Source organism: Lewinella sp. (genome assembly GCF_050633125.1).
Lineage (GTDB): Bacteria > Bacteroidota > Bacteroidia > Chitinophagales > Saprospiraceae > Lewinella.
In genome coordinates, this window is the sequence record NZ_JBOEFX010000021.1 from 132,842 (window position 1) to 145,712 (window position 12,871).

The following is a 12,871-nucleotide window of genomic DNA, read 5'->3' on the forward strand; positions in this document are numbered from 1 at the left end:
AACCAGCTTCCTTTTTGGCAACTGAGAATGTGCTCCCTGGTGACGGGAAGGTATTTGCTTGTTTTCTGGGTGGTCGCTGCCGTCTTGGCCAATGCGCGAACCCTTTGCCGGGTCAATACTTGGCTTTCGCCAGCTAGTATGCGTTCTATATAAGGGAGCGTCTCCTCATAGGTGCGTACAGGCATACGTTCGGCATAAGCCGCAGCAGAAATCCCCGGACGCAGGTTGTGTTCTCGAAATATAGCTGTACCGGCATTCTCGCGCAGAATTTGTTGCAGGGTGTCGGCCTGCAATTTCTCTGGATGAGAATAATGCTCGGCGAGTTCGGCTTCGTATTTTTTAATATGGATCTTGAACAAGTTGTTGATCCAGTTGATTACACCCATAGATAGCAGAAGATTAGTGCCTCAATATTATAAACTATTTTTTGCCCTTTCAAATTTGAGGCTTGCTTCATGAAATTTCTCAACAAGAACTAACAAGAATACGTGACAGAGATATTTGCTTTTTTGGCGAAGGTGTTACACATTGACGAACTGCTCCAATGGGTATTGGCAATGATTATGCTAAGTGTAGGCCTATCGCTACAGATGAAAGACTTCGTTTATGTTTTGCGAAACCGCCAGTTGCTGAGCCTGGGATTGCTTCTGAAGATTTTAGTGATCCCATTGGTATCCTTCGGCATCCTGGCAATTAGTGGCTTGCCCCCACTTTGGCAGTTTGGCATCCTACTCCTGCTCTTTTGTCCAGGTGGCACAACCTCTAATGTGATTACTTACTGGGCGGGAGGTACCAGTGCGCTTACCATTTTCCTGACAGTACTTTCTGGTTTCATTACCCTCCTGACGCTGCCTTTGTTTGTCAAGGCGATCGCGCCGTTTTATTTTGCTACAGGAACTTCGTTCAGCTTACCTTTTCTGGACGTCGTTTCAAAAATATTTTTGATCATTATTTTTCCTGCTTTTCTTGGATTATGGCTACGCAGGGGCTATCCTGTGTTCGCCAAATGGGTGGAAAAAAACCTGAAGACAGTAGCGACAGTTTTGCTTGGTGCTGTTTTCCTGGTCAAATTTTTCGCGCCACCCATTGATGGAGGCAGTGCCATTTCCCTCACTGATATTAGCGTTTTAATCATTCCTTTGTTGGTGATTAATATCGGAGGAATGTTACTTGCTTATTTTTATGCTCTCCGGCAAAAGGTAGCAGCCAAAGATGCGATGACTATAGGTATTGAAATGGGCCTACAAAATGCGGGCCTGGCCATTTTGATCGGTGATGTATTATTAGGCAATCATGAAATTAGCAAACCCGCCTTGCTCTACGCGATGTTTTCTTTTTGGACAACGGCGGCTTTTGCCTGGTGGGCGAATCATAAAAGGAGTCATTAGCATGATAGACAACTAGTCTCGCATACTTATCGGTCGTAATCAGAATAGTTTTACTTTTAACACAAACTTGGTGGTCACTCGCCAAATACCATTTCAAATGGAAATATTTTCCCTTGTTGATGTCAATTTATTACTCAAAATTGTCTTGGCGATAATAATGTACAGCGTAGGCCTGTCCTTGCAGGTGCAGGATTTCAGGTATGTTGTGGATAATAAACAGCTGTTGTTGCTCGGCTTAGCACTTAAGGTGATCCTTATGCCTTTTCTTGGCTTTGTGCTTTTGTCTTTGACGACGTTGGATAGTGTCTATAAATTTGGCATTATGATTTTGCTCTTTTCTGCTGGGGGCACCACCTCCAATGTAATCACCTATTGGTATAAAGGGACTAGTGCGCTTACGGTGTTTCTGACGACGATATCCAGTTTGTTAGCAGTATTCTTAATTCCTGTATTAGTGAATTTGATGAGCATCATTTATTTCGGGGCAGGCACTGATTTTAGCCTGCCGATATTCGAGACGGTAATGAGTGTTGTCTTGATCATCATTTTACCTGCGTTGTTAGGTTTGTGGACTAACGAGCAGTTTTCGGTTGTGGCAAAACGGATTGAAAAGGTCATTAAACCCTTATCGGTAAGCTTACTGGCCGTCGTTTTTTTAATCAAATTTCTTGCGCCGGCCTCTGCTGGTGGTACAGAATTGAGATGGCCAGACTTGTTGCTACTGACACCTGTTTTAGTATTGATCAATGCGCTGCTTATGGTAGCAGGCTATAGTGTTTGTCGTTGGCGCCGACTCAGTTACCAAGACAGTATGACCATTGGTATTGAAATGGGCTTGCAAAATGCTGGTTTAGCGATTTTGGTGGGAGGCGTTTTTATTGGAAATGAGGAATTGGTAAAACCTTCGCTTATTTATGCGATGTTCTCTTTTTGGACGGCAATGTTTTTTGCCTACTTAGTTAAGAACAGATACTATGAAAAAAGCTGGAATTAGCATTTTGGTCTTACTGTCAGCAGTGGTTTTAGTATCGTTACTTGTTACGCCACGCAGTGAACAGCAAGTGGAAAAAATACGAATGCATATTGATTATAGTCAGTATCAGTGTCCACCGGTAGATTTTATTGTAGGTAAAAACCCAGATTTAATCCAGCGAGGAAAAGAATTATTTCCTGATATCAAGGGCTTACCAGAACAGTTTGAGGATGTGTTTTATTTGGCACTATACCATTATCCTGAATTGTCAGGGAGTTCGATTGAAGTAATCTCCAAGCCGATAGGTACGACATTGCAAGTACAGCCAGCCGCAAATTTTCTCTTCAAGAGAAAAGCTACCCGAAGTTATCGGATTTTCATTAATTCTAATCTCGACTTTGAGGGTATCCTTTTCAAGGATATTCCCTACAATGCACAAGTAGGGTTAGTGGCCCATGAGCTTGCGCATATCCTGGATTATAAATACAAGAATAGCTTCCAAATCATTGGAACAGGCCTTAAGTTTCTAAATGGAAACAGCCGAGGAAAATATGAAAAAAGTATTGACCTACTTACCATTTACAAAGGCTTAGGCTGGCAATTGCTCGACTGGGCACAGTATGCAATGTTTGATTCTAAAGCAACCGAGGACTATAAAGCGTTTAAAAAAAGTAACTATCTGAATCCTGAAGAGATAACAAAAGACATCAATAGTCATCCGGAGGTATGCAAGCCTTTTCGTTAAGTATGCGTTTTGATTTTAAACAGCTTCGGCTGTGTCAGTCTTGGGCTTTTGGAAGTAATTATTATAATGAATAATTAAGTACAAAGCATATCCGAAAATAATCAAACAAGATAGGATCAACAGTAGCACGATCCATTCGTTTTGGGAATAACACCTTGTCCAAACTACGGAAAGAAACCAACCAATCATGACCCAGTGAGAAAGACGCTCTAACCAAATGCCCAACATCCGTAAAGTACCTACCGGGGTTGTTTCTTTCCAGGTCGCGGTATTAACTTCTTGATTGGCAGCGATCTCCTCTTCTGTTTCCAAATCCTTTTGTCCAATCCTTGAAAGAACTTTGAGGATATGGCCCGGTGATTTTTGAGGGTAAGTAAACAAGTGGAAGTTCGCTTTGAATATCTGAGTATGAAACCGTTCGTAAATCCGGCGATGCATGTAGCGATGTTGACTCCTGTAAATCAAGTTCGCGATCATCAAAAAGTAAGTGTAGGAAAAGATCAGAGGAACAACACAAAGTACCAAGTCATTAAGGGACGATAATTGCAGCAAAAGAAAGGAGTCTTCGGTAATTTCTCCGCCAAGGCCAGGGATATTACTGATTTTAAATAAATCACGAGAGACCAAGTAGAAAACAACAATAAGCCCCAAAAGGCGCATCCGTAATTTCATAAGCCGCTCCTGAGCCGCCGCATGGTTGCCATAGGTTTGCCCTAGAAAACTTTTGGCGTCTTCTAATTCCATCGAAGCTAAAAGTTTGTTGAACTTTTCTTTGAAATCTTTTTTCATGTTGGTGTTTAGTTCTTTTCCTACAAATTAACTCTAAGAGCTTGTTTGGTAGGACATGATTAGCCGAAAGTGAGCAAATTTCATTTCAGGCAAGGCAAATTTTGCAGTCGAATGCGGGCGATTCGACGAAAAATTTAACGCGGCATGAAATAAAATTTGCCACTTGGAGGCAATCGAGGCCCTACCAAACAAGCTCTAATATAACAATCTATGATTTACTGATTTTGAAGAACGTGTCTGCTCTATTGTAGTTAACTAAAATAGTCAAAATGTATCTACTTGACAACCAGTCATGCGCTGCTACTGCACAACCACCTTTTGGCTCGTATATCCATCCGGCAAAAACACCCGCAAATAATAAAAGCCCGGGGGCAGACCCCTTACATCAATGCGCTCGGTTGGCCCGGAAAAGCTTTTTAATAATCGGCCTCTGGAATCCCAAAGCTGAACTTGCTTTATGGGCTGGTCCGAACTCGTAATATAGACATAGTCGCTCGCCGGGTTGGGGTAAACGCGAACGGTAGTATCCTCCTCGGTAGCCTGATTGACCGATACCGGAGGAAGGCCGTTGATGCCTAAGGTATCACAGGGGCTTCCTTCTACATCCCAGGTTTGAAAATAGGGGTAATTGGGGGCAGCATGAGCATGCAGGGTCGCCAGGTCAAAACCATGTTGTTCCACATTGCAGGCCAGTCCTGGCTGGTCAGGGTTATGGATCACATGAAGCACATTAGACGAACCCTGTGCCGTACCGTATATTTTTCCGTCTGGTGCCAGCCGCATGTTGTAAAAAGTTGCAGGCAAAGACGGGTAGCCCAAGACCAGATAACCATCGTATTCGGCAATCCGTATACGGCTGGCAGCCACGTCTTCTGCCGCTAAATCATACTGGTACATATACCTGCCTACCGAGGTATACAAGTATTGGTTATTCGGAGAAATAGCCACCCCCCCGTAGGAGACGGTGTCTCCCATGAAATCCAGGCTGCGGTAATTAGAAAAGGTACCTGCACAACGGTCAAAGTCGAACAGATGGGTAGCAGAGACGGGGTCAAAGCGCACATTCAGGTTCCCATCCGGGGAAAAAATGACCTGGCTGGCAGCATGCATGTCTTCCCATACCGGACCAATAGCTTGGGTAAGGGTTGCTCCCGGCCCGTCGGGGCCATAGTAAGTAATGAAATACTGATTAGAATTTCGTTTAGCCGCAACAATCCACCAATCTCTGCCATTGGCATGGCGAACAGCGGAGATTTGTGAGTAAACAGTATCCTGATAAACCAATGAATTCAGTACATCAACCCGCCCCAGTCCATCATTGGCAGAAGCATCTATCTCCGTATACCGGAATTCTGTATTGCGCAGGCTTTCCCGGTCTATGTAAACATGAAACAGGCCGTAGCGGTCCTCCGTCCCCGGCTTGGGCAAAGCCAGAAACCCCTGCCAACTAGGATAAGCATCAGAACAAAAACTATCGTGTACGCCGCCAGCGTTGATACTATCCCCATTTTCCATCGTCTGGTGAGTGGCATTAATGATACTACACCCGTTGGAATAAAAAACCAGATTTCCTTCATTGTCACAAATCATGCCTATGGGATCCATGTGTATAGGAATATCAAAATAAGCAACCTCGGGTGTTCCTGAGCGGAAATCTATCAGGGTTCCACCGTGGTAAATATCAGTGGGCAATAGGCGAGGTGAGCCGAGTACCCATTGTGCATCATGAGCTGCCTGGGCAGAGAGGAGGATGGGGAGAAATGTTGCGAAAAAGAAGTAGAGGTAACGAAGCATGATAATGGGGTTCTAACAATCTCTAATTTACGCCTTTTTTCTACCAACGGAACTTACTCGTATATTTGCCGAGCAAAATAATGATATCAATGTACAAAGGGAAAAAAGTCATCGCCGTACTGCCTGCTTACAACGCAGCGCTAACGCTGGAAAAAACCTATCGAGAAATCCCGTTTGACTTGGTAGATGAGGTGATTCTCTGTGATGATGCCAGTAAGGATAATACCTCGGCGCTTGCAAAGGAGATTGGCATCCAGCACGTCATCGTTCACGAACAGAACAAGGGTTACGGTGGCAACCAAAAATCCCTTTACAATAAAGCCCTGGAGCTTGGTGGTGATATCGTGATTATGCTGCACCCCGATTATCAATACACCCCCAAGTTGATCCCTGCGATGGTCAATATTATTGGTGATGAGCTTTACCCTGTCGTATTGGGCTCTCGTATTTTGGGCAAAGGTGCGCTCGCCGGAGGAATGCCGCTCTACAAATACATCGCTAATCGCTTTTTAACCCTGACCCAGAATTTACTCATCCGCTATAAGCTTTCAGAGTACCATACCGGCTACCGTGCCTTCTCGCGCGAGGTATTGGAAGGCATAAATTACAATGCCAATTCTGATGATTTTGTATTTGACAATGAAATGTTGTCACAAATCATCTACCATGGCTTTCATATTGCAGAAGTGACCTGCCCTACCAAGTATTTTGAGGAAGCCTCTTCCATCAATTTTCAGCGGAGTGCTAAATATGGACTAGGGGTGCTGCGGGTCTCTGTTAGTCACTTTTTCCACAAGCTGGGTATGGGAGGCTCTGCGATATACCAGAAGCCTTAATTTTCATCCTGTTCCTGGCATTAATTACACCGTCACGGTTACAGATATCGCTGGTTGCCCGGCGGTGGCTGAAATCAGTATCTAAAAGCATATAAAGAACTATTTAGTACGAATAGGGAAGTGCTCTGGATGGGCTTCTTGATTCCCGGAACACACAAGTGGTAAGGCTAGCTATGCTAGCAAATTATTAAGTATCACTCCCCTTCTAGTTTAGTCATCAGCTCAAACCCATTGAGGGTGACGGTACGAAGCAACTCTCCGGTTGTTAAATCAATGCTATAGATGTAGGTTTCAATATTATTCTCAAGTGTAGTCCCTCCTCTGCAGACAAATGCGTTGGTAGCGGTGTGAATCGTCTGGAGATTTGGAGACAAATCATCGATAGCCAGGTCGCTACCAGATAAGGTTTGGGTGGTAAACTCATTGTCCGTTCTCGCCAACCGTACCAAGCGGAATACTCGATCAGCGTTGGGGTAGGTAAGAGCGTAAACGAAGTCATTATCAGGATGTTGAACAAAGCCAAAAAGACCTGGTAGTACGCCGCTGGCGTTTACCAATTCATTGGCGTCTAAATCAAAAATGTAATATTTTTCTCTTTCGAGAAAAAGGAGGTCGTTGGTGCTTTTTTGATAAATCATAGCTTCAAAACTACTGCCATTCAGCGGTAAGTTGTCTGCTTGTATGGTGAATGTTTGAGCTGTTAAGTCAGCAACATAAATAGCATTGTCAGCATTGTCGAAAGCATAAATGGTATTGTTGTCGGCACCGAAAGCCAAGAATTCAGGTCGAGTAATTAAAGAACTTCCATCAGGAAGTTCAAGAGGTATGGTCGTTTTCTCAAGGGTAGTGAGATTTTGAATGATCATTTCTTGCCCATCAGCCTGGTTGATGTAGATTCTCCGGTTTTGAGGAAAGTCAGTAAGGGCAGCGGTACCGTTTGGGAAATTAATTGCTCCCGCAGGTTCTTTAGTACCGGGTATAGAATCGTAGTTGCCGGTGGTGATATCTATAAATGTTTCCCATTCGCCAACGCGACTTCTGAAATTAGTGGCATACACGTGAACAGAAGGATCGTATTCGCTGATACTCGGCTGTTCGTCGTCGTCTTTACAAGAGGAAATACTCAGGGTAAGCATCATACCCGTGAAAAAGATTAGAATAGAAAAAAGGGGCGTTTTCTTAGGAGAGAACATAATAGATTGTTTTAGGCAAAAATATTAAATGCGTTACCTCCTCAAGATAAAAGGTTCTTCTCGGTCACTATCAATAGTAAGCGTTAAACTTTTCCTAAACCATATTGGCCAGCATCACCAGCGCTTCCTCTTCGAGTTCGCGCATTTGCTGTGCTTCTTCTTCAGTCTTATCTCCGAAGCCACAAAGGTGTAACACGCCGTGTATGATGACGCGCTGAAGCTCAGTAAGAAATGGGAGGCCAAGTTCTGTAGCATTTTCTGCTACGCGGTCAGTGCTAATATAAAGATCACCACTGACAACAGGGGGATCAGCGTAAGGAAAGGTGATAATGTCTGTGAGGGTATCATGATCCAGGTACTCCACATTGAGTTGATGGAGGTATACATCACTACAAAAGATATACTGAAGCTGCCCTAGCACACCCTTGTGATATTGAATAACGCGCTCTATCCATAGGGTTAGCACAGTGAAGTCGGGCATAGGCTGCTCAACATCCTCTACATGAAAAGAGATTTCCGGTTCCAGTGCTGCGTCTGAAGGAAAAGTGGGGAAAAGAGAATCTGACAAGTGAAAAGTACTTAGAGCTTGAATTGCATTTCTACGGTACGTCCGCCGTTACGGTAGGCGATTTTATCGGATAAGTGCTGCATGAGAAATACGCCTCGGCCGCCACACTTACATATATTTTCTTCTTTGGTTGGATCTGGAACCTGTTTATAATCGAAGCCACAACCCTCATCGGACACCTGAATAGCTAATTTGTCTTTAGCTTCTCTCAGACTGATGGAAACTTTCTTGTTACTGTCTTCGCAATTTCCGTGGATAATTGCATTATTGACTGCTTCTGTAAGGCTAATGAGAATATTGCCGTGTTGATCATCATTGAGGCGGTAACGTCTTACGAGCTTGGTAACAAATAGCTCTACTTTTGCAATGCTCTTGGCTTCAGATGATAATCTAAGCATGAATGGTTGTGTACTAGTCTTCGTCATATATCGATTAATATAAGAAAAAATTGACTAAAATGCAAGGCCTCATAAACGAAGACCAGCATTGTTAAGACGTCATTTGGAGTACGGGGTCACAATAGAGTAAGGCATCAATCGGATAACAAATGTAAGGGATGTAAAGCAGTTTGTCAATAGCTGTACACCCCTTATTGTCATTTTTACAAAAAGATGCTTTAGCTTAATTCGCCCGCAAGCTCTTGAAGTACTCGTCTACGAGGTACTTATAATAAGGTTTCAGAGAAGGTGAAACCGTTTTAAACATATCTATTTCTGCTTCCCGCTTTTTCAGATATTCCTGAAGGGAAGGAGGCAGCTCCCGCTCCCGCTGGCGGGCGGTATCTGACTTACGTCTTTCGTCCTGATCTTGCTGGCGTTCGGCTTTTTCGTGTTCCAGTAGCCGTGACATGATTTCTTGCTGGCGCTGCATCATTTCATTGGTCAAGCGCTTATTTACGAGGTCTTCCTCGCTGCGATCCATCTCGTCGATCAGCTCTTGGAGTTTCTGGTCTGTCCCGTTACCTTGTTGCTGACGTTCAGCTTGCTTCTTACGCAAGGCATTGCGTAAAGCAGCTTGCTTGGCGGCCATTTGTGCATATTCTTTACTAGACACCCCCTCCCCTTTCTCCAGCGCATTTTTCATACGTTGTAGTCCTTCGTTGATGGATTGCTGACCAGGGCTCATCTTGTCGCCAGGTTTATTACCTTGTTTGCCCTGGCCTTGTCCGCCGGGGTTGTCACACATTTGGTCGCCGGCCATCATGCCTGACATTTGTTGTTGCATCTGGTTCATCACTTCACTCAGCATCAGTGCCAAGTCGTTGACGTTGGTCATCGTACGTTGCTGGTGCTCAGAAGCCTGTGGCACGCGGCGCTCTTCCAGTTCTTTTACGCTCGCGCGCATGTTGCTGCGGATTTCGGTCACCTTTTCCGTCACAAATGACTCGATTTGATAAACCCGCTTACTCAACGCGTGCAGGCTATCCTGAATTAGGCGGAAGTCATCCTTTAGCTTAAACTGGTCCTGTACCAGCTCCACATAACGTGGGGTATTGATGCCAGCGCGCTCAAAATTATCGATCAAATCTTCCTGGTCAAAAGATAGGCCTACGAGGTTTTCGAGCAATTGGCGCAAAGCCTGCATATCCTCTTCCATTTGCTCTTGCTGCTCGCCTTGCATCTGCTGCTGCATCATACTGGCCATGCTCTTCATCTTCTGGCCCGCTTTTTTTTGCGACTCGCTGGCGCCACTGTTCTCTTGCTTTTCCAGTTGCTCCTGACTCTCTTCCATATCTTCCTCAATACTCTCCGACTGCTCCTCAAAGTCACCCATCTCAGTGGGTTTCTCCAGCTCCTCGTTTTTCTTCTCCATCTCCTCCATCTTCTCCTGAATCTCTTCAAACTTCTCGCTGATCTCTTCCTGCTTTTCTTGCAGTTCCTCTTGCGACTTTTCGCCGCTTTCGGTCTCTTCAGCAAGTTGTTCCTGCTCCTCAGCGAGTTTTTCCAGTTCGTCGATGGTCTCCATCATATCCTGTTCCAGCTCCAGTTGCTTGTACATTTCCAGCATCCGGTCCAGTTCCATTTCCATCTCTTCATCGCTCATCTCCATCTCCTCCATCATCTCCAGAGCCTGGTCTTTATCCATTTCCTGAAGCAGCTCTTCAATCTGCTTCATCAACTCCTGCATCTCTTCACTCAGCGATTCTTCAAACATCTCTTGCAGGCGTTCCTGCTTTTCCTGCAGGCGTTCTTCCTGTGGCGAAAGCTCTTCTTGTTTTTGGATGTTCTCTTCAAACTTTTGCTGGGCTTCCTGGATCTGTTGCTGCAACTCTTTCTGGCGCTCTAGCATTTTTTCCAGTTCCTTACGATCCTGCCAGTCCATTTCTTTTTCCTGAAGCATCTGCTCACGCATCTCCTTCATTTTATCCTGAATAGCTTTAGATTCTTTCAAGGCTGCTTCCAGGTCTTCTTTGATCTGCTCTTCGTTTTCTTCAATCTGAGCAGCGATCTCATCTTCTGTAGGTACGGCATAACTCATCAGGTTGGTACGGGCAGATTTACGACCGTTTACACCATCATTATCCAACACTTCAAAGTAGTAAACCACGTTGTCTCCTGGCTTGAGGCCAAGTTCCCGTAGGTCAAAAGTATAATCGTAGCGTAGTGCTTTACCCTTGGTAATTGCCAGTGGTACACTGACGGGCTCCTTGGCCGCACCTTCGAGATCACTAATGGTGTAGTGGAAATTCAAACTGGTCAATCCGTAATCATCAGACGCTTCTCCCACGAAATACATCAGCTTGTTATAACTGCTATCCTGAAAAGCTTCCACCCCGATTTCTGGATAGAGGTCAGGAATCACACTGAGGCTGTAACCGATAGAGTCGGCATTAGGCAGCAAAGCATTCGACACATACAGGCGGTAAGTAAGATCGCGTAATGCGCGCTTTTCCAGCGTAAACAGGTCGTCATCAAAACGGCGGGCTTCCTTGATTTCCTGGTCGTCGGAGAAGGCGATGCTTAAGTCGTCTGTGTGTTGAGCATTAAAAACCCAATTAATCGTCGTCCCCACAGGTACGTTCAGATCACCAATATTGTCGAGCTTTTCGTTACGACGCTGCAAATAAGCAGGGTAGTTAAGCTGCACTTCAAAACTCGCGATATTAGGCTTTTTCAAAACCTCCAACGTAAATTCTTCGGAGCTTACGCCTCCGGCATACAAGCGGAAGCGGGTATCTTTTTGCACATTGCTAAAGCGGTGCGAAAATTTATTGATCGACTCTTTGGTCAGGCGATACTGGTAATTGTCTACTTCAATGTAAGCCTCATTGGGAAACTGCTCTCCATCTATTTCAATACTCAGCGGGAAATCACCAAATTGTACCACCGATAGGTCATCAGCCAGTAGATTAAAGCGGAAAGGTGCGGGGCGTTCAAATTCTTGCCCGTTGCGAATGAGGCGGCGGGTAGAATCTTTGATCATGCTGGGTGCGGCAAACAACAAGACAACAAGTAGCAATAATGGCGGCAAGGCATACTTGAGGTACTGGCGGTTATTGTTGAGATCAATAGCTGAACGGAAAGGTACCGGACTAATCTCTTCGGTCTTCTGGTTGATACTGGCCATGATCAGGGCCTTGTTCTCGGCAGTATCTGCCTGGTGGCGCAGTTGTAGTACGTTGAGTAACTTGTCTTTTACATTACTGAAATGGTCGCCAATAATCTGAGCGGCCTGCTCATGAGAGATGACTTTGCCCAGATGGAAATAAGCCATCAAAGGCCGCACCACCCAAATACCCAAAGCGAGTAAGCTAGTGCCAACAAAACCAAAGAACAAGAGTTTCCTTCCGCCTTTGCCGAAATAGAAAAAATTCTCCATCAAGCTCACCGCTAAAAACAGCAATAAGATAGCTCCTACGCTATACAGTGCCCCTCGAATCAATTGATTCAGGTAGTACTTCCGGATAAACTGATCTAATTTTTCTACCAGTAACTGGTAATTATCTTTGGCCGCCATTTCTTTTTGCATTACTTGTTCGCACGTCGCTATATCTACAACTTTCAAATATACGCTTTAGTACACGCAATAGTTGCTTTAGCATAGCGGAAATCAGGGAAGAACCGGGTATTGTGCAGTGAATGACCGAATAGTGACGGTTTTCGGGCTATAGCGGCCTTGGCATTGCTGAGCCAAGACTAGTCCTGTCCCTTGTTTTCTTCCACCCGAAAGGCAACCATCCGTTTGATCAGGTCAAAAGGGATATTCTGATCCAGCGGAAATTGTACAGAACCTTTGCCTTGCTTGAATTTAGCCAAGTCTTCGGCAAATGCTTCGTGCCCGGATGGGGTAGCATAGAAACCAAGGTGTGTCTTGTAACCAGCAAAATAAACGAGCGGCTTACCATTGGTTTTGTATGCGGGCATGCCGTAAGCGATGGTTTCGATAGCACCAGGGGCAGTATCCTTGATTAGTTGCTGGACTTTTTGGAGGATTTCTTGTGTTTCCTGCGGAAATTTCAAGATATACTGATCGACTTTACTGCTCATAATTTAATTGAATTTTTGGAGTTTGTTTGGGATACTAAGCTCTGTACCCTTTACTCAAAGGGCACGAAGCGGCTCGTACTTCTAGACGGGCTTTGGCA

General features: G+C 44.7%; 12 protein-coding genes. 4 read left to right on the forward strand and 8 right to left on the reverse strand.

Translation table 11 applies throughout. The features are described from left to right. The coding region (locus ACRBG0_RS06035; RefSeq protein WP_431486002.1) for a GH3 family domain-containing protein at window positions 1-386 on the reverse strand (386 nt) is incomplete at its 3' end. Between the two features lie 102 nt (window positions 387-488). Between ACRBG0_RS06035 and ACRBG0_RS06040 the strand changes: the two genes are divergently transcribed. The 3 genes from ACRBG0_RS06040 (at window position 489) to ACRBG0_RS06050 (ending at window position 3,106) form a co-directional block, all read left to right on the forward strand. Further along, window positions 489-1,388: a bile acid:sodium symporter family protein gene (locus ACRBG0_RS06040; RefSeq protein WP_431486003.1), complete on the forward strand. Its 900-nt coding sequence runs from the start codon at window positions 489-491 to the stop codon at window positions 1,386-1,388. Window positions 1,389-1,458: 70 nt separating this feature from the next. Beyond that, a complete protein-coding gene (locus ACRBG0_RS06045) occupies window positions 1,459-2,382 on the forward strand; it encodes a bile acid:sodium symporter family protein (RefSeq protein WP_431486004.1) in 924 nt (307 codons plus the stop codon). Then, complete coding sequence (locus ACRBG0_RS06050) at window positions 2,363-3,106, forward strand: hypothetical protein (protein ID WP_431486005.1); 744 nt, start codon at window positions 2,363-2,365, stop codon at window positions 3,104-3,106. The genes ACRBG0_RS06045 and ACRBG0_RS06050 overlap by 20 nt, the downstream gene beginning before the upstream one ends. Before the next feature lie 15 nt (window positions 3,107-3,121). On the opposite strand, the gene ACRBG0_RS06055 is transcribed toward ACRBG0_RS06050, so the two are convergent. Further along, window positions 3,122-3,895, reverse strand: a complete 774-nt coding sequence (locus tag ACRBG0_RS06055; RefSeq protein ID WP_431486006.1) for a hypothetical protein — start codon at window positions 3,893-3,895, stop codon at window positions 3,122-3,124. 300 nt (window positions 3,896-4,195) lie between these two features. Beyond that, entirely contained in the window at window positions 4,196-5,689 is a 1,494-nt protein-coding gene (locus tag ACRBG0_RS06060) for a T9SS type A sorting domain-containing protein (RefSeq protein ID WP_431486007.1), read from the reverse strand. An 89-nt stretch (window positions 5,690-5,778) separates the two neighbouring features. Here ACRBG0_RS06060 and ACRBG0_RS06065 point away from each other — a divergent pair, with 89 nt between their 5' ends. Beyond that, entirely contained in the window at window positions 5,779-6,525 is a 747-nt protein-coding gene (locus ACRBG0_RS06065; protein ID WP_431486008.1) for a glycosyltransferase family 2 protein, read from the forward strand. A gap of 194 nt (window positions 6,526-6,719) precedes the next feature. Here ACRBG0_RS06065 and ACRBG0_RS06070 read toward each other — a convergent pair whose 3' ends face one another. The 5 genes from ACRBG0_RS06070 to ACRBG0_RS06090 form a co-directional block, all read right to left on the reverse strand. Beyond that, window positions 6,720-7,718, reverse strand: coding sequence for a hypothetical protein (locus ACRBG0_RS06070; RefSeq protein ID WP_431486009.1), 999 nt, complete (start codon window positions 7,716-7,718; stop codon window positions 6,720-6,722). A gap of 94 nt (window positions 7,719-7,812) precedes the next feature. Further along, window positions 7,813-8,286, reverse strand: coding sequence for an rRNA maturation RNase YbeY (ybeY, locus tag ACRBG0_RS06075; protein ID WP_431486010.1), 474 nt, complete (start codon window positions 8,284-8,286; stop codon window positions 7,813-7,815). A gap of 11 nt (window positions 8,287-8,297) precedes the next feature. Further along, window positions 8,298-8,684: an ATP-binding protein gene (locus ACRBG0_RS06080; RefSeq protein ID WP_431486011.1), complete on the reverse strand. Its 387-nt coding sequence runs from the start codon at window positions 8,682-8,684 to the stop codon at window positions 8,298-8,300. A 223-nt stretch (window positions 8,685-8,907) separates the two neighbouring features. Beyond that, window positions 8,908-12,255 (reverse strand): DUF4175 family protein, encoded by a 3,348-nt coding sequence (locus tag ACRBG0_RS06085; RefSeq protein WP_431486012.1) that lies wholly within the window; start codon window positions 12,253-12,255, stop codon window positions 8,908-8,910. Between the two features lie 167 nt (window positions 12,256-12,422). After that, window positions 12,423-12,773: an iron chaperone gene (locus ACRBG0_RS06090; protein WP_431486013.1), complete on the reverse strand. Its 351-nt coding sequence runs from the start codon at window positions 12,771-12,773 to the stop codon at window positions 12,423-12,425. Window positions 12,774-12,871: the final 98 nt, after the last annotated feature.